At 58.5% G+C, this 26551-nt stretch carries 26 protein-coding genes and 1 tRNA gene; 5 read left to right on the top strand and 22 right to left on the bottom strand.

Features of this window, described 5'->3' with window-relative positions:
* Nucleotides 1–3: 3 nt before the first annotated feature.
* The 5 genes from phnK to phnG all read right to left on the bottom strand — a co-directional run bounded on the left by phnK (nucleotide 4) and on the right by phnG (nucleotide 4013).
* Nucleotides 4–780 carry a phosphonate C-P lyase system protein PhnK gene (gene phnK, locus FS819_RS17130; RefSeq protein WP_234624734.1) on the bottom strand — a complete coding sequence of 259 codons (777 nt, stop codon included), beginning with the start codon at nucleotides 778–780 and terminating at the stop codon, nucleotides 4–6.
* Complete coding sequence (locus FS819_RS17125; protein WP_156549083.1) at nucleotides 777–1685, bottom strand: alpha-D-ribose 1-methylphosphonate 5-phosphate C-P-lyase PhnJ; 909 nt, start codon at nucleotides 1683–1685, stop codon at nucleotides 777–779. Before FS819_RS17125 ends, phnK begins: the two co-directional genes overlap by 4 nt.
* 142 nt (nucleotides 1686–1827) lie before the next feature.
* Entirely contained in the window at nucleotides 1828–2934 is a 1107-nt protein-coding gene (locus tag FS819_RS17120) for a carbon-phosphorus lyase complex subunit (RefSeq protein WP_156549081.1), read from the bottom strand.
* Nucleotides 2935–3540, bottom strand: coding sequence for a phosphonate C-P lyase system protein PhnH (gene phnH, locus FS819_RS17115; RefSeq protein WP_409050030.1), 606 nt, complete (start codon nucleotides 3538–3540; stop codon nucleotides 2935–2937).
* Nucleotides 3540–4013 carry a phosphonate C-P lyase system protein PhnG gene (gene phnG, locus FS819_RS17110; RefSeq protein ID WP_409050029.1) on the bottom strand — a complete coding sequence of 158 codons (474 nt, stop codon included), beginning with the start codon at nucleotides 4011–4013 and terminating at the stop codon, nucleotides 3540–3542. The genes phnH and phnG overlap by 1 nt, the downstream gene beginning before the upstream one ends.
* Nucleotides 4014–4106: 93 nt before the next feature.
* Here phnG and phnF point away from each other — a divergent pair, with 93 nt between their 5' ends.
* A complete protein-coding gene (phnF, locus tag FS819_RS17105; protein WP_234624752.1) occupies nucleotides 4107–4844 on the top strand; it encodes a phosphonate metabolism transcriptional regulator PhnF in 738 nt (245 codons plus the stop codon).
* Here the strand turns inward: phnF and deoA are convergent.
* The 9 genes from deoA to FS819_RS17060 form a co-directional block, all read right to left on the bottom strand.
* On the bottom strand, nucleotides 4828–6147 hold the full coding sequence (gene deoA, locus FS819_RS17100) for a thymidine phosphorylase (RefSeq protein ID WP_156549073.1): 1320 nt from the start codon (nucleotides 6145–6147) through the stop codon (nucleotides 4828–4830). The two genes, phnF and deoA, sit on opposite strands and share 17 nt — an antisense overlap.
* Before the next feature lies 1 nt (nucleotide 6148).
* Nucleotides 6149–6922 (bottom strand): deoxyribose-phosphate aldolase, encoded by a 774-nt coding sequence (gene deoC / locus FS819_RS17095; RefSeq protein ID WP_197434078.1) that lies wholly within the window; start codon nucleotides 6920–6922, stop codon nucleotides 6149–6151.
* Nucleotides 6915–7724 (bottom strand): purine-nucleoside phosphorylase, encoded by an 810-nt coding sequence (locus FS819_RS17090; protein ID WP_156549069.1) that lies wholly within the window; start codon nucleotides 7722–7724, stop codon nucleotides 6915–6917. The genes deoC and FS819_RS17090 overlap by 8 nt, the downstream gene beginning before the upstream one ends.
* On the bottom strand, nucleotides 7721–8113 hold the full coding sequence (locus FS819_RS17085; RefSeq protein WP_012654697.1) for a cytidine deaminase: 393 nt from the start codon (nucleotides 8111–8113) through the stop codon (nucleotides 7721–7723). The genes FS819_RS17090 and FS819_RS17085 overlap by 4 nt, the downstream gene beginning before the upstream one ends.
* A gap of 1 nt (nucleotide 8114) precedes the next feature.
* On the bottom strand, nucleotides 8115–9086 hold the full coding sequence (locus FS819_RS17080) for an ABC transporter permease (protein WP_060719335.1): 972 nt from the start codon (nucleotides 9084–9086) through the stop codon (nucleotides 8115–8117).
* 12 nt (nucleotides 9087–9098) lie between these two features.
* The gene (locus tag FS819_RS17075) at nucleotides 9099–10262 is read right to left on the bottom strand and encodes an ABC transporter permease (RefSeq protein WP_156549067.1); all 1164 of its coding nucleotides are present in this window, start codon (nucleotides 10260–10262) and stop codon (nucleotides 9099–9101) included.
* A gap of 7 nt (nucleotides 10263–10269) precedes the next feature.
* The gene (locus FS819_RS17070) at nucleotides 10270–11781 is read right to left on the bottom strand and encodes an ABC transporter ATP-binding protein (RefSeq protein ID WP_234624735.1); all 1512 of its coding nucleotides are present in this window, start codon (nucleotides 11779–11781) and stop codon (nucleotides 10270–10272) included.
* Between the two features lie 163 nt (nucleotides 11782–11944).
* The gene (locus tag FS819_RS17065) at nucleotides 11945–12937 is read right to left on the bottom strand and encodes a BMP family lipoprotein (protein WP_156549063.1); all 993 of its coding nucleotides are present in this window, start codon (nucleotides 12935–12937) and stop codon (nucleotides 11945–11947) included.
* A gap of 574 nt (nucleotides 12938–13511) precedes the next feature.
* The gene (locus FS819_RS17060; protein WP_156549061.1) at nucleotides 13512–13832 is read right to left on the bottom strand and encodes a hypothetical protein; all 321 of its coding nucleotides are present in this window, start codon (nucleotides 13830–13832) and stop codon (nucleotides 13512–13514) included.
* Nucleotides 13833–14140: 308 nt separating this feature from the next.
* On the opposite strand from FS819_RS17060, the gene FS819_RS17055 reads away from it, so the two are divergent.
* Nucleotides 14141–14230, top strand: a tRNA-Ser gene (locus FS819_RS17055).
* Nucleotides 14231–14302: 72 nt separating this feature from the next.
* Here FS819_RS17055 and FS819_RS17050 read toward each other — a convergent pair.
* Nucleotides 14303–14788 (bottom strand): MarR family winged helix-turn-helix transcriptional regulator, encoded by a 486-nt coding sequence (locus FS819_RS17050; protein WP_156549059.1) that lies wholly within the window; start codon nucleotides 14786–14788, stop codon nucleotides 14303–14305.
* 61 nt (nucleotides 14789–14849) lie between these two features.
* Here FS819_RS17050 and FS819_RS17045 point away from each other — a divergent pair, with 61 nt between their 5' ends.
* Together FS819_RS17045 and FS819_RS17040 are read left to right on the top strand one after the other, a co-directional pair.
* Nucleotides 14850–15806 (top strand): quinone oxidoreductase family protein, encoded by a 957-nt coding sequence (locus tag FS819_RS17045; protein ID WP_194417160.1) that lies wholly within the window; start codon nucleotides 14850–14852, stop codon nucleotides 15804–15806.
* A gap of 155 nt (nucleotides 15807–15961) precedes the next feature.
* Nucleotides 15962–16474 (top strand): hypothetical protein, encoded by a 513-nt coding sequence (locus tag FS819_RS17040; protein ID WP_194417161.1) that lies wholly within the window; start codon nucleotides 15962–15964, stop codon nucleotides 16472–16474.
* A 16-nt stretch (nucleotides 16475–16490) separates the two neighbouring features.
* Here FS819_RS17040 and pncB read toward each other — a convergent pair whose 3' ends face one another.
* The 7 genes from pncB to FS819_RS17005 form a co-directional block, all read right to left on the bottom strand.
* Complete coding sequence (pncB, locus tag FS819_RS17035) at nucleotides 16491–17795, bottom strand: nicotinate phosphoribosyltransferase (protein ID WP_156549057.1); 1305 nt, start codon at nucleotides 17793–17795, stop codon at nucleotides 16491–16493.
* A 179-nt stretch (nucleotides 17796–17974) separates the two neighbouring features.
* Nucleotides 17975–18256, bottom strand: a complete 282-nt coding sequence (locus FS819_RS17030; protein WP_156549055.1) for a hypothetical protein — start codon at nucleotides 18254–18256, stop codon at nucleotides 17975–17977.
* A gap of 82 nt (nucleotides 18257–18338) precedes the next feature.
* Nucleotides 18339–19301: a 2-hydroxyacid dehydrogenase gene (locus FS819_RS17025; RefSeq protein WP_156549053.1), complete on the bottom strand. Its 963-nt coding sequence runs from the start codon at nucleotides 19299–19301 to the stop codon at nucleotides 18339–18341.
* Nucleotides 19302–19329: 28 nt separating this feature from the next.
* Nucleotides 19330–20958 (bottom strand): ABC transporter ATP-binding protein, encoded by a 1629-nt coding sequence (locus FS819_RS17020; protein ID WP_156549051.1) that lies wholly within the window; start codon nucleotides 20956–20958, stop codon nucleotides 19330–19332.
* The gene (locus FS819_RS17015; protein WP_156549050.1) at nucleotides 20955–22091 is read right to left on the bottom strand and encodes an ABC transporter permease; all 1137 of its coding nucleotides are present in this window, start codon (nucleotides 22089–22091) and stop codon (nucleotides 20955–20957) included. Before FS819_RS17015 ends, FS819_RS17020 begins: the two co-directional genes overlap by 4 nt.
* A complete protein-coding gene (locus FS819_RS17010; RefSeq protein ID WP_012654685.1) occupies nucleotides 22091–23182 on the bottom strand; it encodes a microcin C ABC transporter permease YejB in 1092 nt (363 codons plus the stop codon). Before FS819_RS17010 ends, FS819_RS17015 begins: the two co-directional genes overlap by 1 nt.
* Before the next feature lie 172 nt (nucleotides 23183–23354).
* A complete protein-coding gene (locus FS819_RS17005; RefSeq protein WP_197434080.1) occupies nucleotides 23355–25250 on the bottom strand; it encodes an extracellular solute-binding protein in 1896 nt (631 codons plus the stop codon).
* 289 nt (nucleotides 25251–25539) lie between these two features.
* Here FS819_RS17005 and mepA point away from each other — a divergent pair, with 289 nt between their 5' ends.
* Complete coding sequence (gene mepA, locus FS819_RS17000) at nucleotides 25540–26550, top strand: penicillin-insensitive murein endopeptidase (RefSeq protein ID WP_156549410.1); 1011 nt, start codon at nucleotides 25540–25542, stop codon at nucleotides 26548–26550.
* The last annotated feature ends 1 nt before the right edge of the window (nucleotide 26551 follow it).

Here is a 26551-nt window from a genome sequence, read left to right as displayed (position 1 = left end):
CAATCACACTTGAAGAATCGAAGAGACGAGCAATTGCGTATAAGGCTCGCGCGGGTCGTCCAGCACCCGGTCGGTCAGGCCCTGCTCGATCACATGGCCGTCCTTCATCACCATCATCCGGTGCGATAGCAGCCTTGCAACAGCGAGGTCATGGGTGACGACGATGACCGACAGGCCAAGATCAGCCACCAGTCCGCGCACCAGATCCAGAAGCCGGGCCTGGACCGAGACATCCAACCCGCCAGTTGGCTCGTCCATGAACACCAGACGCGGATTGGTGACGAGATTGCGGGCGATCTGCAAGCGCTGACGCATGCCGCCGGAAAAAGCACGCGGTTGGTCGTCGATGCGGTCGGCGGCGATTTCCACCCGGTCCAACCAATCGGTGGCGGTGGCGCGGATATTGCCATAATGCCGTTCGCCGACCGCCATCAACCGCTCGCCGACATTGGCTCCGGCTGAAACGGTCATGCGCAGGCCATCGGCAGGGTTCTGGTGAACGAAGCCCCAGTCAGTGCGCATCAGAAAGCGCCGCTCGGCCTCGCTCATGTGATAAAGCTCGCGGTAGGCACCGCCACGCATCCGGTAATCGACACTGCCGGTGGTCGGCATCAGCCGGGTGGACAGGCAGGACAATAGCGTCGTCTTGCCGGAACCGGATTCGCCGACCACGGCCAGCACTTCACCCGGCCAGAGATCGAAGGAGACATTGGCGCAGCCGATCCGCCGTCCGTAGAATTTCGACAGGTCGCGAACCTTCAAAAGCGGTTGCTGGGTCACTGGGCAGCCTCCTCATGCTGTGTTTCGGCCAACATCTCACCCCGATGACCTTTGGCGCGGCGATCCTCGCAATGGTCCGTGTCGGAGCAGACGAACATTCGCCCGCCCTTGTCGTCGAGGATCACTTCATCGAGATAGACATGCTCGGCACCGCAGAGAGCGCAGGGCTTGTCGAAGCTTTGCACCGTGAAAGGATGATCCTCGAAATCCAGGCTGACGACATCGGTATAGGGCGGCACGGCATAGATCCGCTTTTCACGGCCCGCGCCGAACAATTGCAGGGCCTCTGACCGGTGCATTTTCGGATTGTCGAATTTCGGTGTCGGAGACGGGTCCATCACATAGCGGCCCGCCACCTTGACCGGATAGGCATAGGTGGTGGCAATCCGGCCATTGCGGGCAATGTCTTCATAAAGCTTCACATGCATCAGCCCGTATTCTTCCAACGCATGCATCTTGCGGGTCTCTGTCTCGCGCGGCTCCAGGAAGCGCAGAGGCTCCGGGATCGGCACCTGATAGACCAGCACCTGGCCCGCCCGCAGCTTTTCCTCCGGAATCCGGTGGCGGGTCTGGATGATGGTGGCATCGCCCGTATGGGTGGTGACCGCCACATTGGCGACCTTCTGGAAAAACGCCCGGATCGACACGGCATTGGTGGTGTCGTCGGCGCCCTGGTCGATCACCTTCAACACGTCTTCCGGCCCAAGGATCGCCGCCGTCACCTGGACGCCGCCGGTACCCCAGCCATAGGGCATTGGCATTTCGCGCGAGGCGAACGGCACCTGATAACCGGGGATGGCAATGGCCTTCAGGATCGCCCGGCGGATCATCCGCTTGGTCTGCTCATCCAGATAGGCAAAATTATAAGTAGCAATTTCGTCCGCTAATGAAACTTCCGTAATCATTGTGCGTTACCCTTCCAGAAATTCGCAAACAGGGAGCAATGAGCATGGAAATCGAAATGATGTTCGCCGTCTTCGTGACCCTCATGCTGGGCGTTTCGACGCTTTGCGCTGTCTGGTATGCCGATCACGACTGATAGGCCGGTCATTCCGCTGCCTCGCTCAGGTCCAGCCCTTGCTGGCGGGCCTGTTCATGATCGGATTGCATCCGCCGCACCAGATCGAGTTCTGCCTGAAAATCCACGTAATGCGGCAGCTTCAGATGCTCGACAAAGCCTGTTGCCTGCACATTGTCACAATGGGACAACACAAATTCCTGGTCCTGGGCAGGGGCGGTGATATCTTCGCCCAGTTCTTCGGCGCGCAGTGACCGATCCACCAGCGACATGGCCATCGCCTTGCGCTCACTCTGTCCAAACACCAGGCCATAGCCCCGGGTGAATTGCGGCGGGGCCTTTGACGATCCCTTGAACTGGTTGACCATCTGGCATTCCGTGACCTGAATACGCCCAAGCGACACGGCAAAGCCAAGCTCCGGCACATCCATCTCCACTTCGACCTCACCCAAGCGGATTTCCCCCGCAAAAGGATGGCTGCGGCCATAGCCGCGCTGGGTGGAGTAAGCGAGGGCCAGAAGAAAGCCTTCATCGCCACGAGCCAGCGATTGCAGTCTCAGATCCCGCGCCATCGGAAACTCGATGGGCTGGCGGGTAATATCACCCGCCTGATGATCTTCAGGCATATCACCATCGGGTTCGATCAACCCTTCCTCACGCAGGATGTCGGAGACCCGCATGGCGGCTTCACCGGTCGGCGTTTTCTGGACTGGTGGCTTCACCTCGCCTTCTTCCAACAGGGACGGGTCGAGCAGACGGTGGGTATAGTCGAAGGTCGGACCTAGCAGCTGGCCGCCGGGCAGGTCCTTGTAGGTGGCGGAAATCCGGCGCTCGATCCGCATTGCACCGGTATCGACAGGCTCCGACAGACCAAACCGCGGCAGCGTGGTGCGATAGGCGCGCAGCAGGAAAATCGCCTCGATCATATCGCCCCGTGCCTGCTTGATGGCCAACGCCGCGAGCTTGCGATCATAAAGCGAGGCCTCGGCCATGACGCGGCCAACCGCCAGCGCCAATTGCTCGACAATCTGATCGACGGTCATTGTCGGCAGGCTTCGATCACCCCGGCGACGGTCGGCCAGCAGGCTGTGGGCATTGGCAATGGCGGTCTCGCCGCCCTTTACAGCAACATACATTTACGCCTCCTCGTGTAGGATCGCGCAGCTGCGCGGCAGGCAGAGAAAATCCCGACCGGCGGTGAAAATCACATCGACGCCGCGCGGAAACAGGGCATGATTGTCCTGCCAATGACGCAGAAAACCGTCCGGCAAGCCAAGCGGAGCGATTATAGTCCGGTCTTGGATGCCGGGACCCTTCAGGGTGAGCGGTTGGCCGCCATCGAGACTGGCCACGTCATAAACAAGGGTCACCGAGCGATCAGGATAGTCCTGCGTGCCGGTGGAAAATTGCGCGAATGCCGCAAGCGGGCTGCCTGCTTCGAAAAACGCAAACTGCGCTTCGGTCTTGTCGGCTGTCGTCCCAGCGCCGGTGTGAAAGCTCAGCCAGGCGGGCACGGCACTTTTGGCAAGTCCGCCGCTCAGCCAGACGCGGGTATCGACGTCACACAGCGTCAATGCAATGGCCGCCTGCGCCAGACCGAAAGGGGATGGCGGTTGCAGCGATAGGGCGACAGTCTGGTGGGTGCCGGGCCGGGCCATACCGTCCATGACGGCACGAAACACGCTTTGCGCCTCAAATACTGGTTGAGAAAAACCGCCGGTCAGGCTTTCCGCTTCGAGCATCAGTCTTCTCCTCTGACCATGGTGAAGAAATCCACCTTCGTTGCCGCCACCTGCTCCGCCTTGATGCGGTCGCCTTCATTCAGACGCCGCTCCACAGCCGCCAACAACGGCTCAATCTTGTCGCGATGCGCGTCATCCTGCCAAAGAGCGTCGAAAATCGCTGAGAGACGCGCCTTTTCCTTTGACGTGCCAAGTGCCTGGGCATGCCCGACCTGGCCGGATGCCAGCCTGCATGTCGCCCGCGTCACCGTTACTTCACCCAGATTGAAGGACGCGCCGCCGCCACCGATACGTCCACGCACCATGACCAAGCCAGTCTCCGGTCCGCGCAGGAATTGTGCTTCCGGCGCAAACGGCAGCCCGCTCCACAGCACCTTCAATTCGTCCAGATGGGCCGCGGCCAAAAGGTCGACAACTCTTTTTCGATGCACATCATCCGGATTTGCACTTTTTGCTCGTGCGCCCATTGTCAAATCTCCATTTGTCTATTAATATAGACAACCATACAACTTATCTTTACAAATATTCCTCCGGGATGACAAGCGTGTGACATGACGGTGCAGAAAGTGGCGGGACAAAAAGCAATCGAAAGACAGACCGGCGTGGCGCTTTGGCGCCAGATTGCTGATCGAATCCGGGTATCGATCAGCGATGGCACCTATGACACGACGGGCATGGTGCCGCCGGAAACGATTCTGGCCGGAGAATTTGGCGTCAACAGACATACGGTGCGCAGCGCGCTGGCAGCCCTTGCCCAGGAGGGGATCGTGCGCGCGGTTCAGGGACGCGGCACACTGATCGAGCGACGGGATCGGATCAGTTTTCCGATTTCAAAACGCACCCGTTTCACGCCCGGAATCGGCGGTCAGGCGCGGGCGCTTGAAGGTTTGTTGCTGGAAAGCGCCGTCGAGAAACCCAGCTCGGATCTGATGGAACATTTGCAATTGGCAGACGGCGTTCGGGTGATCCGGCTGGAAGTGCTGCGCAAAGCGGATAGCCGGGCCGTGTCACGCTCTACCAGCTGGTTTCCCCTGCCCCGTTTCGAAGGGATCGATGTGGCATATCGGCAGAGCGGCTCAATCACCGCCGCCTTCGCCGCCTGCGGCCTTGCCGATTATCTGCGCGTGCGCACCGACATCAGCGCCGTCCATGCCGATCCTTCCGACCGGGATGAACTGGGCCTGTCACCCGGTGCCATCGTGATGATCACAAAGGCCCTGAACACCGATCTGGACGGCGCGCCGGTTCAATATGCCGTGACACGCTTTCCCGCCGACAGGGTGCAGTTCACGATTGAGAGTTGAGCCGTTCAACCACCGCAGACACAGGGGCAGGTGCCTCATCGCCGATGGCATAGCTTGCCGCGATGACCTGCGCGGCGCGGGTGCCGCTAACCTCATCGGCGGCATGGACCACAGCCAGAACGTCGCCTTTGGTAACAGCGGTCCCCACCCGCAGGAAGCCGCTGAAGCCAACCGAATGGTCAATCCTGTCCGAGGGGCGGCGGCGACCACCGCCAAGGTCGATCACCGCAAAACCGATATCGCGCGTAGCAACCGTGGAAATGAAGCCGGATTGCGTGGCAAGAACCGGAATATCCAGCACCGATTTGGGGAGATATTGCCCAACCCTGTCGATGAAATCCACCGGCCCGCCCAGACCATGCACCATGCGTCCGAAAATCTCGGCAGCCCGACCGCTGTCCAGGGCTTGGCGACACCTGATGTCAGCAGCGTCACGATCCGGCTCGACCCCGGCATTGACCAGCATTTCGGCACCGAGCGCCAGTGTCACGGTTTCCAGCCGGGTTCCAGCCTTCTCCCCTCGCAGGAAGGCAACTGCATTGGCTATTTCCACGGCATTGCCTGCACAATCCGCTAAGGGTTCGTTCATATCGGTCAGCAGCGCAGAGGTTCTGGTGCCTGCGCCATTGGCGACCGCCACCAGTGAGCGTGCAAGCGCCCGGGCCTCTTCCACCTGACCCATGAAGGCGCCATTGCCGAACTTGACATCCATCACTAGGCTTTCCAGCCCGCTGGCGAGTTTCTTGGAAAGAATGGAGGCGGTAATCAGCGGCACGGATTCCACCGTCGCCGTCACATCGCGGACCGCGTAAAGCCGTTTGTCGGCGGGGGCGAGATCAGCGGTCTGGCCGATGATGGCGCAGCCAATCTCCTCCACCAAGACATGGAAGACCGAGGCATCGGGCGCAATATCATAGCCGGGTATTGATTCCAGCTTGTCCAACGTCCCCCCGGTATGACCAAGGCCCCGCCCGGAAATCATCGGCACCGCCAGCCCGCAGGCGGCCATCATCGGGGCCAGCATCAACGAGACATTGTCGCCGACGCCGCCGGTGGAATGCTTGTCGGCCACCGGACGGCCCGCCGTCTTCCACGATAGAACCGTACCGCTGTCGCGCATCGCCAAGGTCAGCGCCACCGTCTCGGCATCGCTCATACCCCGCAGGAAGACCGCCATGGCAAAAGCGGCGATCTGCCCTTCCGACAATTCATCCCGGCTCAGGGCGCGGATGAAGGTCTGGAGATCGGCACTGGAAAGCTCCGCCCCGTCGCGCTTGCGGCGAATGATTTCCACGGCCTGCATATCAATAGCCGCTAGCTGGGGCCGAGGATTTTTCGCCGGATAGAATGGCCAGGATATCGTTCAAAAGGCCCGACGCGCCGAAGCGGAAGGTGGATGGCATCACCCAGTCATCCCCCATGATCGCACTGGCGTGGCGGAAATAAAGGCTGGCATCCTTGACTGTGGAAATGCCACCCGCCGGCTTGAAGCCGACCTTGCGGCCGCTGTCGCGGATTTCCTGGAGCATGATATCGGCTGCCTCAAGGGTGGCGTTGACCGCGACCTTACCAGTCGATGTCTTGATGAAATCGGCTCCTTCCGCAATCGCGATCTGTGAGGCACGACGGGTCAGGGCCGCGCTTTTCAACTCGCCGGTTTCCAGAATGACCTTGAGAATTGCGGGCGAGGCGATCACGGCCCTCACAGCCCGGATCATCTCCATCACGGCCGTTTCATCGCCTTCGATAAAAGCCCGGTAGGGAATGACCAGATCGATCTCGTCGGCGCCGTCGGCCAGAGCCGCTTCGGTTTCGGCGACCACCGCCGCAACCTCAAGATCACCCGAGGGGAAATTGACCACCGTTGCGATTTTCAACTGACCGTCGTGACCAAGCAGGCCACGCGCCTGGGCGACAAAGCGCGGCCAGATGCAGATCGCCGCCGTATGGCCAAATGGCGTTACGGCACGGGCGCACAGTTCATCGATCTCTTCGGGTCTGCAATCGTCTTTCAGATTGGTCAGATCCAGCACCGACAGGGCAACGGAAGCGCATTCGCGCAGTTCACGGCTATCCAAGATCTGCTCCTCCATGAACGATCATTCGCTTGAGGATGGCGGCAAGCCGTCTCCCGCCAATCGGGGCCATGTCCTTGGTCTCCTCGTGGCTGAGTTCGGCGCCCGTCATCCCTGCTCCATAATTGGTGATAACCGACGCCGCCGCAACCTTCAGGCCAAAAAACCTTGCCAGAATGACTTCCGGCACGGTGGACATGCCGACCGCATCGGCACCCAACGTCCGCGCCATGCGGATTTCCGCTGGCGTCTCAAAACTTGGTCCAGAAAACCACATATAGACACCGGATGACAGGGACATATCTTCAGCGTCTGCCGCCCGGCGCATGGCCTCGGCCAATTCTCCGTCATAGGCCTGGGTCATACCGACGAACCGGCCATCCCCCGCCTCGCCGATCAGCGGGTTGAGGCCGGAGAAATTGATGTGATCGGTAATCTGCATCACCGAACCGGGCGGCATATCGGCCCGCAAGGAACCGGCGGCATTGGTCAGGATCAGCGTCGTGACTCCAAGCGCTGCCAGCGTCTCGATGGGCAGCCGCATGGCTGCCGCATCGCCCGCCTCGTAATAATGCACCCGGCCCGCCAGCATGATAATCGGCTGGCCAGCGAAAAGCCCGGCCACCAGCTCCTTGGCATGGCCGGAAACGCCGCCCTGCGGAAAACCCGGTATGTCGGCAAAGGGAATTCGAACCGCGTTCTCCACTTCGTCCACCAACCCGCCAAGGCCGGAACCGAGCACGATGGCGATGCGTGGCAGAAGCCCGTTCAGCCTGTCGATGAGCAAATCGACCGCCGGGGTCATCCGAGTGTATCCGTCTCGAAGCTGAAGGGCAGCAACTCGTCCATGCTCATCACCTTTTGCACGCCCACCTCGTCGCAGAGGTAGATTTTCGTCTCGGGCGAAGCAAATTCCCGGATTTTCTGACGGCAGCCGCCGCATGGCGGGCAGAGCGCCAGCTTTTCAGCGATGACGGCGATCTCAACGATCTTCCGTCCGCCGCCCATGATCATGCAGCCGATAGCCGTAGGCTCGGCGCACCAGCCTTGAGGAAAAGACAGGTTCTCGATATTGGCGCCGACATAGATCTTGCCATCATCGGCGCGGATCGCAGCGCCGACCGGAAATTTCGAATAGGGCGCATGCGCATGGCGCATGGCATCGCGGGCCGCCTCGAACAGGTCGTGAGACATATTACCGTTCCTTCACATAGGGCACGCCGCCCGCCTTGGGACCATTGGCCGCCCCGATAAAGCCAGCCAGCAGAATACAGGTGAGAATATAGGGCAGAGCCTGGAAAATCTGTACCGGCACTTCGCCAATGCCCGGAACCGCCTTGCCCTGCATGAAATTGGACATCGCATCGAGAAAGCCGAACAGCAGGCAGGCGAACATCACAGGCACCGGCTTCCATTTGGCAAAGATCAGCGCGGCGAGCGCGATATAGCCCTTGCCCGCCGACATATCGCGGATGAAGGCCGCCGATTGGGCGATGGCGAGATAGGCTCCGGCAAAGCCGCAGAGAAAGCCTGCAACAATCACCGCCCGGTAGCGCAGCCAAGCAACGGAAATCCCTGCCGTATCGACCGCACCTGGATTTTCACCCACGGCCCGCAGCCTGAGGCCAAAACGGGTGCGATAGAGCACCCACCAGCTCAGCGGCACGGCCAGAAAGGCCAGATAGGTCAAGGCATTGTTACCGGAAACGACATTGGCATAGAGAGGACCGAGAAACGGCACGTCACGCAGGGCCTCGGCACCCGGCAACACGATTGGCTGAAAGCGGGCATCGCCCGGCAGCTGTGGGGTGCGTCCGCCCTGGCTGAACCAGGCCTGTCCCAAGACCGCTGTCAGCCCAGCTGCGACGAAATTCAGCGCCACGCCGGAAATGATCTGGTTGCCGCGATTGGTGATCGAGGCAAAGCCGTGGATCAGCGAAAAGCCGATGGAAACCGCAATGCCGCCCGCCAGCCCCGCCCAGGCCGAGCCGGTGAGATAAGCAACGCAGGCTGCCGCGAAAGCACCGGCCAGCATCTTGCCTTCCAACCCGATGTCGAAAACCCCGGCCCTTTCGGAAAACAGCCCGGCCAGCGCCGTGAAAATCAGCGGGATCGACAGACGCACCGTGGAGCCCAGGATGCTGACGATCATATCGAAATTGTCCATATCGTCAGATCCTCACTTGTTTGACGGGGCGGGGTTTGACTTGCCTGGGCTTGACTGGGCGGGGCTTGACTGGGCGGGGCGGGCAATCGTCTGGTAGAAACGCACCAGTGCCGGTCGGAACATGAATTCCAGCGCGCCCGCAAACAGGATCACCAGACCCTGGATGACCACGATCATATCGCGGGTGATATTGGGCATATCGAAGGACAGTTCCGCGCCGCCCTGGTAGAGCACGCCGAACAGGATGGCGGCGATGACGATGCCGAGCGGATGGCTGCGCCCCATCAGGCTGACCGCGATACCGACAAAGCCCGCGCCACCGACAAATTCCACCTGGAGGCGAGCGGAAGCGCCCATCACCGTATTCAGCGACATCATACCGGCCAGGCCGCCTGATATCAGCATGGTGATGATGACGATCTTGGCATAGGGAATACCGGCATAGGCCGCCGCAGACCGGCTGATGCCGAGTGTGCGCATTTCATAGCCAAGCTTGGTGCGCCAGATCAGCACCCAGACGGCGAAAGCCATGACCAATGCAATCAAAAAGGACACATTGAAGGGTGCCGGGCCGAGTTTCAGGCCAAACAGCGCCATCAACCAATCCAGCTTCGGCAATTGTCCACCTTCAAGAAAGGTCCGGGTTTCCGGCGCCATCTTGCCCGGCACGATCAGCACATGCACCAGCAGATAGACCATCAGCGCGGCGCCGATGAAGTTGAACATGATGGTGGTGATGACGATATGGCTGCCGCGTTTTGCCTGCAACCAGGCTGGGATCAATGCCCAGGCAGCCCCAAACAGAGCCGCCCCGATCACCGCAAACGGCATGGTGACATACCAGGGACAATAATGGTCCAATGCCAAGGCCACCAGCGCCGCACCAAGTCCGCCGACATAGGCCTGACCTTCGGAGCCGATATTGAACAGCCCCGCATGATAGGCAACAGCGACCGATAGGCCGGTAAAGATGAAATTGGTGGCATAATAGAGCGTAAAGCCAATGCCTTCACCGCGACCCAGCGCGCCCTGAAGCATGAGGACAAGCGCGTCCCAGGGATTTTCGCCAATGATCCACACGACCAGGCCGGAAATCAAAAAAGCCAAGAGCAGATTGATTACCGGCAAAAGCCCGTAGGTGATCCAGTTCGGCAACGGAATGGAAGCGGTACTCATCAAAACCTCAAGCGGCAATGCCGGCCATCATCAGGCCCAGCGTCTGTTCATCGGCATCTGCCGTCTTTTCGCCCACCACCTTGCCGGCGAACATCACCAGGATGCGGTCGGACAGGGAGCGGATTTCATCCAGTTCCACCGAGACCAGCAGCAGCGCCTTGCCCTTGTCACGGGTTTCGACGATCCGCCGGTGAATGAATTCGATGGCGCCGATATCGACGCCACGGGTCGGCTGGCCGATAATCAGCACGTTCGGGTCGCGCTCGATCTCGCGGGCAACGACAATCTTCTGCTGATTGCCACCGGAGAAATTGGCAGTCTTCAAGCGGGGATTGGGTGGGCGGATGTCATATTTGGCAATCTCGACCTCGGCAGCGGCGCGGATCGCCTTCGGATCGAGAAACATGCCCTTTCCATAGCGCTCGTCGCGGTGATAGCCAAGAATAGCGTTCTGGCTTTCCTCAAAGGGCAGGACGAGGCCCATGTGATGGCGATCTTCAGGGATATGGGCAAGCCCAAGATCTCTCAATCGAGCCGGATCATAACCGGTCACCAATTTGCCCGCGATGAGGATCTCGCCTGACACCGGCTTGCGAATGCCGGTGATCGCTTCCAGCAATTCGCTCTGGCCATTGCCTGCTACGCCAGCAATGCCGACAATCTCACCTTCGCGCACATCGAAGGACACATCATCGACCATGATGACGCCGCGACTGTCCTTGACGGTCAGGTTGCGCACCGACAGCAGAACGTCTCGCGGCTGTGCAGGCTGCTTGTCGACCCGCAGCAGCACCCGGCGGCCAACCATCAGCTCCGCCAATTCTTCCACTGATGTCTCCGCCGTCTTGCGGGTGGCAACGATTTCGCCGCGCCGCATGACGGAAACCGTATCGGTAATCGCCATGATTTCCCGCAGTTTGTGGGTAATCAGGATAACTGTCTTGCCCTGATCGCGTAGCACGCGCAGGATCTTGAACAGATGATCAGCCTCGGCCGGCGTCAGCACTCCCGTCGGCTCATCGAGAATGAGAATATCGGCACCGCGATACAGCGCTTTCAGAATTTCAACCCGCTGCTGGCGACCGACCGGCAATTCCTCGACCACGGCATCGGGATCGACATCCAGCCCGTAATCCGTTTCCAGCTGTTTCAGGGAGGCGCGGGCCGCTGCCGTTCCCTTGGCCAGCAAAGCGCCACCTTCGGCACCCAGCATGACATTTTCCAGCACGGTAAAATTTTCAACCAGCATGAAATGCTGATGCACCATGCCGATGCCGCTTGAAATGGCCGCCTGACTGTCCTTAATGATCGTGGCCTGGCCGCCGATTTTAATCTCGCCGCCATCTGCCTGGTAAAACCCATAGAGGATCGACATCAGCGTCGATTTCCCGGCACCGTTTTCACCGATAATGCCATGGATCGAGCCCTTGGCCACTGTCAGGTTGATATTCTTGTTGGCATGAACCGGACCGAATTTCTTATCGATCCCGATGAGTTCAATCGCAGGGGTTTGGGCCACGTGCAAAACTCCGGAGAGAGTATTTCCAGCAAAGGTGCGAAGCCGTTTTGCGTCCGGAAATGCAAAAAAAGAGAGAATTTTCGCTGTTCGACGAAAAGCGGAAGCGCTCTAACGGACATGAAAAGGGCGCGAGGCGGAATGCCGCCCGCGCCCTCGTTTCAGATCACTTCGGGCAGGAATTGTCTGCCATGTAATCATGAACCTTGACTGTGCCAGCAATGATATCGGCGCGTGCCTTTTCGACAGCCGCCTTCATTTCCGGTGTAATCAACGCCTTGTTGTTGTCGTCGAGCGCTGCCATTACGCCGTCTTCCTTGACGCCAAGCACTTCGAGGCCAGGCTTGAACTTGTCAGCCTTGGCATCGGCATAGGCGTTATAGACAGCAAGATCGACGCGCTTGACCATCGAGGTCAGCACGGAACCCGGATGCAGATGGTTCTGGTTGGAATCGACGCCGATCGACAGCTTCTTGGCATCGGCTGCCGTCTGCAATACGCCCATGCCGGATGCACCAGCCGCTGCATAGATCACGTCGGAGCCCTGGTCCATCTGGTTCTTGGTCAACTCGCCAGCGCGGACCGGATCGTTCCAGGCCGCACCTGTCGTGCCAACCATGTTCTGCAACACTTGGATCTTCGGATTGGCAGCGCGTGCGCCCTGCTCATAGCCGCATTCGAATTTGCGGATCAGCGGAATGTCCATGCCGCCGACAAAGCTGACTTTGCCGGTTTTGGACGCCATGCCGGCCAGCAAGCCAACCAGATAGGAGCCTTCTTCTTCACGGAAGACGACGGAGCGAACATTCGGCTTATCCACGACCGAATCGACGATCACGAATTTGGTTTCTGGAAATTCGGTCGCGACCTTTTCCATAGCCGAGGTCCAGGCGAAGGATACCGCGACAATCGGGCTGAAGCCCTTGGAGGCAAAGTTGCGGATCGCCTGCTCGCCCTGGGTATCGCTGGTCGGTTCGAAATCCCGGAACTTGATGCCGGTTTCCTTCTCGAACTTGTCCGCGCCGTTGAATGCTGCCTCGTTGAAGGATTTGTCGAACTTGCCGCCGGTGCCATAGACGAGCGCCGGCTTGATGTCGGCAGCGAGCGCCGAGGCCGACATGGCGGCCATGGCAAACAGCGTGATTAGGGATTTCTTCATTGTGCAGCCCTGATGTTGCTTGTGTTGTTCTTTATAGGCTTTCCATGCGCGACGGAGAATTACGTCACCACGGCCAGCCCGCCCCCTCTTAGGTTCGGCTGGGCCGCATCCTTGCACGGCTTTCCAAAAAATTCACCAGATTTTTTTCAACTGGTAAATATTAACAGGACTGCTGTTTTTTAAAGCTGAAAGACGAAAAACAAGCCGCATCAACGGCTTGTTTGCTGTATTTTTAGCCGACAGGCGGCTCGCGTCTGTATAGCACAGCCCGTTTTAACCACAGGTGTTGTTTGGCAAACAGCGCTGATGGCCTACCTCGGCGTCATAAAACGGACCCGCCCGAGTAGTTTTTACGGCAAACGTCTCTCCGCAACCAGCCTTTTACAGCTCTAAATCCACATGACGCCAGAATACACCTCAGAGCGATAGGTATTACCGACGTCATAGACCGGGAGCGTGCATTACAGCGCCGTGCGTTTTATAAAACGCACAAAGGACGCTGTAACACTTTAAATCTACTGCATAATTCCTTAAATCGATTCCGATTTAAGGAATTATGCAGTAGATCGGAATATCAGGCTGCAAACCGCCCGGCAGGCGACCGCCGTTTATAGCCGGCGATCCACAGCAAAAGAGCCATGGTCAGAAAAACCGCAAAAGCCGGTTGCTGCAATATGCCTTTATCCGCAAGCTGCAAAGCGTCGCTGCTGATGTGAGCGGTGATTGCCTGCTTGACCACGGCAAGGCTTGCCGGGCCGATATCGGCCCAAAGCGAACCGAAACCCGTCGTCACGACATCAGAGGAAGCGACGGACTCTATGGCATCGGTCGTCCCCGCTACGATGGCAAGGACCAGCATGATGAAGCTGAGAATGCGCAGTAAAAACCGGATCATCACCTTCCACTTCCCCTTCCATCTCACTCGCTCCCGCTTTTACAGGACCGCTCGTCTACTGCATAATTCTTTAAACCGGAATCGGTTTAAAGAGAAAATTATGCAACAGATTTAAACAGCGACAGCGAAGCTTTGTGCGCCATATAGGGCGCTCCGCGCTGTAAGCCCAAGCACGCAATCTGGGGCCTGACAAAAGATTTCCGAGGCTTTGTCGAAAAACTGTCAGATTTGGGTTGATCGCCGCCGAATCCTTGATATATGTCCCGCCCGAACGGTCAAGCTGCCCAGCAGCAAGCTTTTCGAAAAACGGACAGGTGGCCGAGTGGTTTAAGGCGCACGCCTGGAACGCGTGTGTGCGTGAAAGCGTACCGAGGGTTCGAATCCCTCCCTGTCCGCCATTGTCACTCCATGTTCATTGCTAGGACGCTCGTCAATGAGCCTCTTTTGGTGAAACTGGATGATAGTCCCAATTAGGGATCGATCACCGGCTCTTCCTTCACGGCATCTGCAAACTTCCGTGTCAATCGCACGAGATCTTCTATATCGCGATCTTCCCAGTTGGCGAAAATGGCGTGGCCGATTTTTTCGCGGGCTGTGTCGACAAGGTCGGTCATTGCCTTGCCTTTCGCAGTAATAACAGCCTCGCGTATGCGGCGATCGGCTGTACTGGCGCGACGCTCCACAAGGCCGAGGTTTTCAAGCTTGGCCACCTGCCTGCTGACGGTGGTATAATCGCGCCCATTGCGGTCGGCAAGCTCCACCACACCGATAGGGCCGAATCTCTCTATATTGACAAGCAATGGAAACAGCGCCCGATCCAGAGGGATGCCCGCTGCCTTGATCAGGATTTCATCGCGCTGCGGGCGGTTCATCACAGCCACGATATCGAGCAGGGACATATGAAGCGTACGAAGGCGCTCATCATTGTGTGTATTTTGCACGCTTTTTATTGACATCGATGAGATCTCCATTTATGTGCATATTACACATTAAATCTCCCATGAAAAGGAAGAGACCGTGAAAGCCGCTATTGTATACGGAGCCAAACAGACGCCTCTTTATGGCGACTTTGAAGAACCTGTTGCGCAGACGGGCGAAACCCTCATCACGGTCTCGGCCGCAGCGCTTAGCCATCTCGTTAAAAGTCGTGCTTCCGGCACGCATTACAGCTCATCGGGAAGCTTCCCCTTTATTACCGGAATAGATGGCGTCGGGCGTAAAGAGAATGGGGAGCGAGTTTATTTCGCCCTGCCGAAAGCACCATTTGGTAGCATGGCCGAGAAGACTGTCGTTGCCTCCGTCCAATGCCTTGCCGTCCCCGACGATCTGGACGACATCACTGCCGCCGCAATCGTCAATCCAGGCATGTCGTCATGGATGGCTTATCGTGAAAGAGCAAAGTTGATTGCTGGAGAGACCGTGCTGATCAATGGCGCAACAGGCATTGCTGGACGGCTTGCCGTGCAGATTGCCAAGCATCTTGGTGCGAAGAAAGTCATCGCCACAGGGCGAAATCCTCAGGCTCTGCAATCACTGTCAGCGCTTGGTGCAGACGTGACAATTTCCCTGTTGCAAGATGAGGAGGCTCTGGCGGCAAGTTTCAAAGCGCAGTTTGCAGACGGAGTGAATGTCGTTCTGGATTATCTTTGGGGTCAGAGCGCGGAATTATTGCTTGACGCGGCGGCAAAGGCCAATGCCGTGCCTCTTCGCTTTGTCCAGGTTGGCGCTGTCAGCGGAGGTCAAATCTCACTACCAGCTGCCGTGTTACGATCCTCCGCCATCGAGCTCATGGGAAGCGGTATCGGCAGTGTACCAAGGAACCGAATGATCCAGACGATCGGTGAATTGCTTCAGGCGGCAAGGCCCGCAGGATTAAAGATCGCGACAGCACCGGTGGCCCTCTCAAAAGTGCAGGAGATTTGGGACACTGACGACAGCACGGTACGCACCGTCTTAACGACGGGTGCGCTATAAACGGCTATCCTGTCAAACCGGCTTGCCCTGCACCCCGCTGAGACAGCCACAGCCACGCCGAACCCTGTCATTCAACGATGACAAACCCGCTTTCCAGCTCGCCTTACGGTCTGAACCCGGATACACCGCTTCGAAAAAGCAGTGGTGATCGGACGATGGCGAAAGCAGAAAAACAGATGAAAGCTGCGGAGGTCGAGCGTCTCCGCGCAATGTTTCCCGGCATTTACAGTGATTTTTTAGCGGGCCGTATTGGTTCTCTGCGGGTCGCGCTTGAAGTGGCGGGGCTGCGGCCGCAACGCAGCCGGTTGGAGAAGCTGAAAAACTCCTGGAAAAAGGCGAGTTTGGAGGAGCGACGGGCGTTTATCGCCTGGCTGGCGGCCCAGGAAAATGGCGAGGCACTGGAAAGCGCTGTGTCGCGGTCAACCATGTCCGTGCAAAAATCTGCCGCCAGCCCGATTGCCAATGGCCGCTATCTCTTGCCGGAGACGATTATCCGCATTGAAACGATCATGGCGCGGCGGCGGCTGAAGCCGGGCGAGGTGATGCAGGAACTCGGTTTTGGCGCCAATGACAGGAGCCTGTTAAAGGCTCTGGCACGCAAAGCCGCATTGAGGCTGAAAGCCATCGCGGCGCTCGAAAGCTGGCTCGCCGAAAACGAAATTTCCTGACCCTTCGACGCAGGCTTTACACCTTGACGGCGTGCTCCACACGGTCCTCGGACCCGAAGAATTTCAGGTAGCGTTCGACTTCGGCGGGTTCGCCCGTTGCCTTCAAGGGATTGTCGGAGAGTTTGACGGCGGGACGGCCATTGGCTTCGGTGATCTTGCAGACGATGGAAATCGGCTTTAGCCCGGCAATGTCATGGGGTGCGCAGCCGATGAAATCATTGGTGAGGTTGGTGCCCCAGCCAAAGCTCATTCGCACCCGGCCTTCAAAATGACGGTAAGTGTCAATGATGGCGTCCACATCCAGCCCATCGGAAAAGATCAGCAGTTTCTGGCGCGGATCGCGGCCCATCTTTTCCCACCAGGCAATGATCCTCTCGCCGCCCTCAATCGGTGGGGCGCTGTCGGGGCGAAAACCCGTCCAATCCGCCACCCAGGGCGGCGCATCGCGCAGGAAAGCCGAGGTACCGAAGGCATCGGGCAAAACAATCAGCAGATTGCCGTTATAGAGTGTGTTCCAGTCCTGAAGCACCTTATAGGGTGCATTGGCCAGGTCGGCCTCGGTCTTCGCCAAGGCCGCCGCCACCATCGGCAATTCATGGGCATTGGTGCCAACGGCTTCCAGATCCGAATCCATAGCCAGCAATACATTGCTGGTGCCGGTAAAGGCTTCGCCAATACCTTCCTTCAACGCTTCCACACACCACCTTTGCCACAGGAAGCTATGGCGACGGCGGGTACCGAAATCGGAAATCCGCAGGCCCGGCAATTGCTTCAGCCGCTCGACCTTTTCCCACATCTTCGCCTTGGCACGGGCGTAGATAACATCCAGCGTAAAATAACCAAGTGATTTCAGCGCAGCTCGCGAACGCAATTCATTGATAATTGCCAGAGCCGGGATTTCCCAGAGCGTGGTTTCCATCCATCGCCCGCGGAAGGTCAGTTCATATTGGCCATCGCGCTTGGATAGCTCGTACGGTGGCAGACGGATTGTTGACAGCCAGGCCAGAAACTCTGGTTCAAAAATCTGGGTGCGGCCATAGAAACTATTGCCTGCCAGCCAGATCAGTTCTTTTTTGCTGATGCCAATTGTGCGGACGTGGTCGAGCTGGGCGCGCAATTCCGCCTCGTCGATCTCGTCGGCGATGCGTACCTTTGTCGTGCGGTTGATCAGCGTGAATGTCACATCGACATCCGGATAGAGTTTCCAGATCATCTGCAACATCAACAGCTTATAGAAATCGGTATCGAGCAGGCTGCGCACGATAGGGTCGAGCTTCCAGGCATGGTTATACACCCGCCGTGCAATATCCGCCTTTGCCATTCGTCCTCGCCGCCTGCCATCGGCCTGGTTTTGGCCGCACCATTTCGACCATAGCCTTATGGCTTTGGTCTTTTCCGGGCCAACCTTATCGAAAAAACTGTGACCAAAGTCCAGTGGCCGGAAACTTCATTATTGTCCTACTGCACCCGCTCCCGCCATCAGGGGCCCGTCTATCGCTATTAAGGTGTTGTGCTTGGTTGGCTCGGCTGCTGGGGAGCGGTGGTCGGGCGCGTCGTTTCTGTGGCCGGATCGGTCGAAGGTGCAATTTTCTGCCCCCACCATTCCGCCGGTATCCACGCAACCAGCGCCAGAACCAATCCTGCCAGCAGAACGATCAGCACAGGTTTCCCGCGAAAGCCCTGCCGCGCCTCGGTCGGCTCCAGCGGGCGTTCTGCTCCCGGCGTTTCGGGGGTCGTATTCAGGTTTCTATCAGCGGGGTCGAAATTGCCTGGTTCTGCCATGCGGAGAGCCTCCATCTGTTTTATACGCATAAGCGTAAACACTCATGAAGGCCAACGTACCGACACGGCAAAGGTTCCGGGATCAATACCCCGCCGAACGGTCCACGACATGCTCCAGCGCCTCACCGTCCTCATACCGGGCAATCTGCGTCTCCACATGGACAAACAGCGCCCGCACATCCGATGCCGCTGCGGCATGAGGGGTCACGAGGACATTCTCCATGGTCCATAGCGGGCTATCCGTTGCCAGCGGTTCTTTTTCAAACACATCAAGCGATGCGCCACCCAGTACGCCTTTCTGCAAGGCGGCGATGACGTCCACTTCCACCTGGCTTCCACCGCGACCCGCATTGAGAAACACCGGCTTGCCCAGCGCTCCGCCCTGTCGCAGCCTTGAAAACAGGCTGCTATCGTAGAGGCCCCGGGTTTCCGGGGTCAGCGGCAGGAGGCCGACAAGGATATCGGTGCGGGCCAGGAACTCATCGATCCGCGCCTCGTCATAGGTGTCGATCCCGTCGATCTCGCGTCTGCGCCGCGACCAGCCGATCACGTCAAATCCCATCACCTTCAGTTTGCGCGCCGCATCCTGGCCCAGAACACCCAACCCCATGACGCCGACGGTAACATCGCGGGCTTCCGGCTGGAGATCCAGCTCATTCCAGACCTTATCGCGCTGCTGCCTGAGATATTGGCCCATATGGCGCAAGTGATAGAGACAGTTCAGCACCACCCATTCGCTCATCCGGTCCGTCAGGCTGCGGTCAACGAAGCGCACGATCGGCAAGCCGGGAAGTCCCGGCAGGGTCAGGACGTGATCGACACCGGCGCCACCGGAAAACAGGACTTTGAGACCCGAAGCGCGAGTAAACAGCGATGGCTCCGGCTTCCACAACACCGCGTAGGCTGCTGCCGACAGGTCCCTGTCAGCGTTCTCGGGATCACCGAGATCGATCACCTCACGGTCCGGAAAGGCCCCGGCCAGCGCGGCCTGCATGGCGGCGCGTGAAAACTTGAGGTCGATCACCACGGGAGGCTTGGGGAACATGCGGGGGCATCCTTGCAGAAGGCTGATATTATTGGCTGATGCCACCGATATTCATGGCCTTGAGGTCGAATGCGGCAGCCAGAAGCGCCTTGGTATAATCCTGTTTCGGCGCAGTGAAAACCTCCTGCGCCGGTCCCTGCTCGACAACTTTTCCTGATCGCATGACGATGATGTCATTGGCCAGCGCCTTCACCACCTTCAGGTCGTGGCTGATGAACAGATAGGCGAGGTCATGGCGGCTCTGCAAATCGCGCAACAGGTCGACCACTTGCGCCTGCACAGTCATATCCAGCGCCGAGGTCGGCTCATCCAGCATCACGAAGCGCGGTTTCAGCACCATGGCACGGGCAATAGCGATCCGCTGCCGCTGGCCGCCCGAAAATTCATGCGGATAGCGCCAGCGGGTGGTGATATCCAACCCGACTTCCTCCAGCGCCCAGCAGACCCGGCTGTCGCGCTCTGCTGCCGACAGGCTCCGTTCATGCACTCGCAGGCCTTCGGCAATGATGTCACCCACCGACATGCGTGGGCTGAGCGCCCCGAACGGGTCCTGGAACACCACTTGCAAACGGTCGCGCAGCGGTCGCATCTGCTTGAATGAATAGCCATCGATATTCTTGCCGAGAAAGCCAATCCGGCCCTCGGACGAGATCAACCGCGCCAGCGCCAGCCCCAGCGTGGTCTTGCCGGAGCCGGATTCACCGACCACGCCAAGCGTCTGTCCGGCGCGCAGCGTCAGATCGACACCGTCCACCGCCTTCACATTGTCCACCACGCGGCGCAAAAATCCGGCCTTGATCGGGAACCAGACACGGATTTCCTGCCCTTCCATCACCACAGGTTTTGCCAGATCGGTTTCCGGCGGCACACCACGCGGCTCGGATGCCAGCAATTTCCTGGTATAGGCATGTTGCGGATTGGCGAAGATCGACTCGACCGGGCCGCTTTCAACGATTTTACCGCCGGTCATCACACAAACGCGGTCGGCGAATTTACGGACAATGCCGAGATCATGGGTGATAAACAGCATGGACATGCCATGCTCACGCTTCAGCCCGGCCAAAAGCTCGAGGATCTGCGCCTGTACCGTCACATCCAGCGCCGTGGTCGGCTCATCGGCCACCAGCAGCTTTGGCCGATTGGCAAGCGCCATGGCAATCATCACCCGCTGACGCTGGCCGCCGGACAATTCATGCGGAAAGGCCGAGAGCCGCTTTTCCGGCTCGCGAATGCCGACCTGAAGCAGCAGTTCCAGCGTCCGCTTGCGAGCGGTGTCACCGGTCAGCGACTGATGGAGTTCCAGGATCTCGCCAATCTGCTGCTCGATGCTGTGCAGCGGGTTGAGCGAGGTCATCGGCTCCTGGAAGATCATGGTGATGTCATTGCCGCGCACCCCCCGCAAAGCCGGTTCCGACAGGGTCATCAGATCCCGCCCGTCAAACAGGATCTGGCCGGAGGGATGGCTGGCAGCGGGATAAGGCAGGAGTTTGAGGATCGAGGCAGCCGACACCGATTTGCCGGAGCCGGATTCACCCACCAGCGCCAGGATTTCACCCGGTGCGATGTCGAAACTCACATGATCAACGGCAAGGCTCTGGCTTTCGCCTTGATGAAAGGCGACCGATAGATCGCGAACGGAGAGAAGAGGCGCGCTCATTTGAAGGTCTTCCTCGGATCAAAGGCATCGCGCACCGCCTCGCCGACGAAAATCAGCAGGGACAGCATGATCGCCATGGTGAAGAAGGCCGTCAGCCCCAGCCAGGGCGCTTGCAGATTGCGCTTGCCCTGGGCAATCAGCTCACCCAGCGAAGGCGAGCCGGGCGGCATGCCGAGGCCAAGGAAATCCAGCGAGGTCAGGGTGGTGATCGATCCCGACAGGATGAAGGGCAGGAAGGTCAAGGTCGCCACCATGGCATTGGGCAGCAGATGGCGGCGCATGATGGTCCAATTGCCGACACCAAGCGCCCGGGCGGCGTTGACATATTCGAAGTTTCTGGCCCGCAAAAACTCCGCCCGTACGATACCGACGAAATGCACCCAGGTGAACAGCAGCATGATGCCCAACAGAATGAAAAATCCCGGCGGCAGCAGCGAGGCGATGATCAGCAGGATGTAAAGCAGCGGGATCGACGACCAGATCTCGATGAACCGCTGCATCAACAGATCGGTCTTGCCGCCAAAATAGCCTTGCACCGCACCGGCGGACACGCCGATCACGGCGGAAATCATCGTCAGCGCCAGACCGAACAGCACAGAAATCCGAAAACCATAAATCATCCGCGCCATGACATCGCGGGCCTGATCGTCGGTGCCAAGCCAGTTCATGTTGCCGATGATGCAATTGGGGTCATCCGCACCCTGGGGGTAAGCCGAGCAGCGTTGCTTGGCGTCCATCAGCCAGAAGGGCGGCGTCGGGGCCGATTGCGGGATTTCCGAATTCACCGTGCGATAGGAATAGCGGATCGGTGGCCAGATCATCCAGCCATGGGCATTGATCTCGTCGGAAACGAAGCTGGAGCGATAATCGGTGACAGCGAGAAAGCCGCCGAATTTCTCTTCCGGATAGTTGATAGCGACCGGAAACAGGATCTCGCCCTTGTAGGAGGCGATGATCGGCCGGTCATTGGCGATCAGCTCGGCGCAGAGGCTAAGCCCGAACAGCACCATGAAGATCCAGAAGGACCAGGAACCGCGCCGGTTGGCCTTGAAGTTTTCCAGGCGGCGGCGGTTGATCGGGGTCAGGAACGGCTTTTTCGGTGGTTTGGCCAAGTGTTCGGGAACGGCTGCCATCAGACATCCCTCCGGTCAAAATCAATGCGGGGATCAATCCAGGTATAGATCAAATCCGAGACAAGGCTGACCACGAGGCCCAGCAGCGAGAAGATATAAAGCGTGGCAAACACAATCGGATAATCGCGGTTGATGATCGACAGATAGCCGAGACGCCCCAGGCCATCCAGTGAGAAGATATTCTCGATCAGCAACGAACCGGTGAAGAAGGCCGAGACGAAAGCGCCGGGAATACCGGCAATGACGATCAGCATGGCATTGCGAAACACATGGCCATAGAGCACCCGATGCTCGCTGAGACCCTTGGCACGGGCCGTCACCACATATTGCTTCTTGATCTCGTCGATGAAGGAATTCTTGGTGAGCAGCGTCGTGGTGGCAAAGGCCGAAAGCAGCAATGCGGTCAGCGGCAGGGTCAGATGCCAGAAATAATCGAGGATCTTCTGCCACCAGCTAAGATCGGCGAAATTATCAGAGGTCAGGCCACGCAGCGGAAACCAATTGTAGAAGGAGCCACCGGCAAACAGCACGATCAGCAAAATACCGAACAGGAAGCCCGGCACGGCATAGCCGACCACGACAATGCCGGAGGTCCAGACATCAAAGGTCGAGCCGTCCTTGACCGCCTTGCGGATGCCGAGCGGTATGGAAATCGCATAGGACAGCAACAGAACCCAGACGCCGAGCGAAATCGACACCGGCATTTTCTCGACAATCAGGTCGATCACCGAGGTGTTGCGGAAGAAGCTCTCGCCGAAATCAAAGCGGATATAGTTCCACATCATGTCGAGAAACCGGGTAAGCGGCGGCTTGTCGAAGCCGAACTGCTTTTCCAGTTTCTTGATCAGGTCCGGGTCCAGCCCCTGCGCACCGCGATAGTTCGAGCCGCCATCACCCATGCCGCCCTGGCTGACGATATCGCCACCGCCAGAAAGCCGCTGGTCGGCGCTGTCACCCTGGCCGCTCAACTGCGCCACCACCTGTTCCACCGGACCGCCGGGCGCAAACTGGATGACCAGGAAGGAAATGCCCATGATGCCGACCATGGTCGGGATCATCAACAGCAGGCGTCGCAGGATATAGGCGCCCATCAGCAGAACGCTCCCGTGTTCACCATGCCATCACGTTTTGCCAATCCATCCGTCCTTTATTGCTCTTGCCGTAGTTTGGGGCGCTGATTCGCCGTGCCTATTGGTAGCGGCTGAAATGCGGCCTGCAAAGCAGGCTGTCACTGCCTATGCCGCCGCATGGTCATGCATAGGGTTAGTTCGGGGCTTGCTTTGACCACCAGATATCGGGGAAACCACTGGAAAATTCCGGCAGGTCCTGGGGATGGGCAAACTTGTCCCAATAGGCAAACCACACCTCACCGCGCGTGTAGGACGGCACGACATAGGCGCCAGCCAGCAGCAGCCTGTCGAGGGCGTGGGCGGTTGCGATCAAAGTGTCGCGGTCTTTCGCAAAGACAATCTGGTCGATCAAGGCATCGATGCCCGGGTTTTTAATGCCGGCATAATTGCGCGAAGCCTTGGTGTCGGCACTGGCCGACCCCCAGTAATCGCGCTGCTCATTGCCGGGATTGGTGGATTGCGCCGCAACATAATAGACGGCGTCATAATCGAAGCTACGCAACCGGCTGGTGAACTGAGACGAATCGACGCTTCGAACATTGACCTCGATGCCGATTTTCCTCAGATTATTGGCATAGGGCAATGCCACCCGTTCGATGAGCGGACCATCCAGCAAAATTTCGAACGTGAACGGTTTGCCGGTCGCCTTGGACACCATCCGGTTGCCGCGCAATTCGTAGCCTGCCTTGGCGAAAAGCGAAATGGCCATGCGCAGATTGTCACGCTGCTTTGCGGGGTCTCCATTGACCGGATTTTTATAGACCGTGGAGAACACCTCCGGCGGCACATATTGCTTGATGCCGTTCAGGATCTCCAACTCCTTGCCCTCAGGCAAGCCGCTGGAGGCCAGGTCATTTCCATAGAAATAGCTGTCGATTCGCTTGTAGAGCCCGAAAAACGCCGTGCGGTTCAGTTCCTCGAAATCGAAAGCGTAGTTCAGCGCCTTGCGGACATTCACATCCTTGAACTGCTCCCGCCGCGTATTGAGGAAGAAGCCCATCATCAAGCCGGCTTTGCGGTAATCGTTCGGGATCTGCTCGCGCTTGATCCTGCCTTGGACGGCAGCCGGAAAATCGTAGGACTTGGTCCAGCGCATGGCGGAATTTTCAAGCCACAGATCGGTCGCGCCAGAACGGAAACCTTCGAATGCGACATTGATATCGGCATAATAGGTGTAGGATATACTGCGGAAATTATTGTAGCCGATGTTGACGTTGATATCCTTGCCCCAATAGTCATCCCGCAATTCGTAGCGCACCGATCCGCCCGGCGAAAATCCAGCAATCCGATAGGGACCAGACCCCATGATCGGCTCAAGCGTCGTCTTGGAGATGTCACGCGGCTTGCCATCGGGGCCTTGGGCTTGCCACCAATGCTTTGGAACGACGTCGAGTTGCCCGACAATCGAAGGCAGTTCCTTGTTGCCTTTCTGATCGAACGTGAATGTGACTTCCCGTTCACCGGTCTTTTCGGCCTTCACAACATGATTATAATAGATCGCAGCCGCCGGATTGAGCTGCTTGACGGCATCGAAACTGAAGACAACATCATCCGGGGTGACGGGCTGGCCATCCGCCCATTTGGCCTCGCGTCGCAGCCGAAATTTCACATAGGAAACGTCGTCGGGATAGGCAAGCGCCTCCGCCAGAAGACCGTAGCTGACGCCATCCTCATCGAGCGAGGATTTGAGCAGGGTTTCGGTCACAAGCGACGCGCCAGGGGGCGACGATAGCAGAACCTGGACACCATCTGCCAACTGCCCCTTGCCCGCGAGCGGATTGAAGGTGTCGAAGGTGCTGCCGAACGACGACAGTTTCAATTCACCCGCCTTCGGCGCATCGGGATTGACATAGTCGAAGCGTTGAAAACCCTCGGGATATTTGGGTGCGTCGATCAAGCCGATGGCGTGGCGCCATTGTAACTCCTCTGCGAAAGCCTGGGTGGCCAAGCTCTGTGCGGCACAAAGACCCAAGAACAATGGACCCAAGAACAATGCGCGTATTTTTGCCCCGACACGGATGACAGCCATAAATACCCCCTCGAATTTCAACAGAAAGGCCGAAAATGCCTTTCCACCTGCGTGACGTCCCACATTCCTGGCGGAGAAAGAGAACCTTGCCGTGGTGATTTGGCTGACAGGATTAAGACAAAACCGGGCGAAAGACAGGCTTTGGCACGCAAACCCTCACAAACTCTTCGGTTTTGAGGAAAGCCGGGTTCCACTTTTGCCTGACAGACCCTAGTTTCATACCGGTGCAGACGATGATTCCGCAAGGACGAGGTGAAATTTGACGAGACGATCAACAGTGTTGCGAGCGATGACAGCCGGGCTGGCGGTTCTTTCACTCGGGCTCGACATGGCCATGGCCGGGCCGGATCAACCCGCAAAACTCGCCTTTCCCCAGGAAACCCTTCCCAATGCGGGGCCGTCCACGCCCTATGGTTCCTATGCGCGGGGCTGCATGAGCGGAGCGGTCGCCTTGCCAACGGATGGGCAGAATTGGCAGGCCATGCGGCTGTCGCGCAATCGCCGCTGGGGCAATCCGGCGATGATCCAGACCATTGAGCAATTGTCACGGGATGCGCCGAAAATCGGTTGGCCAGGCTTGTTGGTTGGTGATATCGCCCAGCCGCGCGGCGGGCCGATGGCCAATGGCCATGCCTCCCACCAGATCGGGTTGGACGCCGATATCTGGCTAACCCCGATGCCGACAAAACGCCTGACCGTGCAGCAGCGCGAGGATCTGCCCTTCACCTCGATGATCCTGAAGGATAAATTCCTGACGATCAATCCGCAGACCTGGACACCGACCCATGCCCGGCTGCTGATGCTGGCGGCCAGCTATCCGCAGGTCGAGCGGCTGTTCGTCAATCCGACCATCAAGAAGAAACTCTGCGAAAGCTGGACAGGCGACCGGACCAATATGGGCAAGATCCGTCCGATCTATGGCCATGACGCCCATTTCCATATCCGGCTTTCCTGCCCGCCCGGCGCCGCCGGTTGCAAGCCGCAAGCACCTGTTGCCCCCGGCGACGGCTGCGACAAATCGCTGGCCTGGTGGTTTACCAAGGAACCGTGGGAACAGAAGAAACGCGACCCGAATGCCAAGCCCCCACCGCCACCTCGGCCCGTGATGGTTTCGGACCTGCCCAAGGCCTGCGCCGCCGTGCTGGAGGCTCCGGCTGTCGCCAGCGAGAAACAGGCGACCTTTGGCGGCGCTAAGGCCTATGTCAGTCCGGGGTCTGCCTCGGTGAAAGCCTCGTCAGCCACCCCTGACGATGCAAACCTGCCCAGCGAGGACGTTCCATCACCGTCGCCGCGCCCCTAAG

Source organism: Allorhizobium sp. Av2 (genome assembly GCF_021462805.2).
Lineage (GTDB): Bacteria > Pseudomonadota > Alphaproteobacteria > Rhizobiales > Rhizobiaceae > Allorhizobium > Allorhizobium vitis_G.
Note: the sequence above shows the minus strand (reverse complement) of the source record. Positions and strands in the feature narration are given on the sequence as shown.

Excerpts from the sequence above, each read along its gene's own strand:
- FS819_RS17125 (WP_156549083.1), bottom strand. The coding sequence starts at position 1,685 with ATGATTACGGAAGTTTCATTAGCGGACGAAATTGCTACTTATAATTTT.
- FS819_RS17120 (WP_156549081.1), bottom strand. The coding sequence starts at position 2,934 with ATGTATGTTGCTGTAAAGGGCGGCGAGACCGCCATTGCCAATGCCCAC.
- phnH (WP_409050030.1), bottom strand. The coding sequence starts at position 3,540 with ATGCTCGAAGCGGAAAGCCTGACCGGCGGTTTTTCTCAACCAGTATTT.
- deoA (WP_156549073.1), bottom strand. The coding sequence starts at position 6,147 with ATGCAGGCCGTGGAAATCATTCGCCGCAAGCGCGACGGGGCGGAGCTT.
- FS819_RS17090 (WP_156549069.1), bottom strand. The coding sequence starts at position 7,724 with ATGACCCCGGCGGTCGATTTGCTCATCGACAGGCTGAACGGGCTTCTG.
- FS819_RS17085 (WP_012654697.1), bottom strand. The coding sequence starts at position 8,113 with ATGTCTCACGACCTGTTCGAGGCGGCCCGCGATGCCATGCGCCATGCG.
- FS819_RS17080 (WP_060719335.1), bottom strand. The coding sequence starts at position 9,086 with ATGGACAATTTCGATATGATCGTCAGCATCCTGGGCTCCACGGTGCGT.
- FS819_RS17075 (WP_156549067.1), bottom strand. The coding sequence starts at position 10,262 with ATGAGTACCGCTTCCATTCCGTTGCCGAACTGGATCACCTACGGGCTT.
- FS819_RS17065 (WP_156549063.1), bottom strand. The coding sequence starts at position 12,937 with ATGAAGAAATCCCTAATCACGCTGTTTGCCATGGCCGCCATGTCGGCC.
- FS819_RS17060 (WP_156549061.1), bottom strand. The coding sequence starts at position 13,832 with ATGATCCGGTTTTTACTGCGCATTCTCAGCTTCATCATGCTGGTCCTT.
- FS819_RS17050 (WP_156549059.1), bottom strand. The coding sequence starts at position 14,788 with ATGTCAATAAAAAGCGTGCAAAATACACACAATGATGAGCGCCTTCGT.
- FS819_RS17040 (WP_194417161.1), top strand. The coding sequence starts at position 15,962 with ATGGCGAAAGCAGAAAAACAGATGAAAGCTGCGGAGGTCGAGCGTCTC.
- pncB (WP_156549057.1), bottom strand. The coding sequence starts at position 17,795 with ATGGCAAAGGCGGATATTGCACGGCGGGTGTATAACCATGCCTGGAAG.
- FS819_RS17030 (WP_156549055.1), bottom strand. The coding sequence starts at position 18,256 with ATGGCAGAACCAGGCAATTTCGACCCCGCTGATAGAAACCTGAATACG.
- FS819_RS17025 (WP_156549053.1), bottom strand. The coding sequence starts at position 19,301 with ATGTTCCCCAAGCCTCCCGTGGTGATCGACCTCAAGTTTTCACGCGCC.
- FS819_RS17020 (WP_156549051.1), bottom strand. The coding sequence starts at position 20,958 with ATGAGCGCGCCTCTTCTCTCCGTTCGCGATCTATCGGTCGCCTTTCAT.
- FS819_RS17015 (WP_156549050.1), bottom strand. The coding sequence starts at position 22,091 with ATGGCAGCCGTTCCCGAACACTTGGCCAAACCACCGAAAAAGCCGTTC.
- FS819_RS17010 (WP_012654685.1), bottom strand. The coding sequence starts at position 23,182 with ATGGGCGCCTATATCCTGCGACGCCTGCTGTTGATGATCCCGACCATG.
- FS819_RS17005 (WP_197434080.1), bottom strand. The coding sequence starts at position 25,250 with ATGGCTGTCATCCGTGTCGGGGCAAAAATACGCGCATTGTTCTTGGGT.
- mepA (WP_156549410.1), top strand. The coding sequence starts at position 25,540 with ATGACAGCCGGGCTGGCGGTTCTTTCACTCGGGCTCGACATGGCCATG.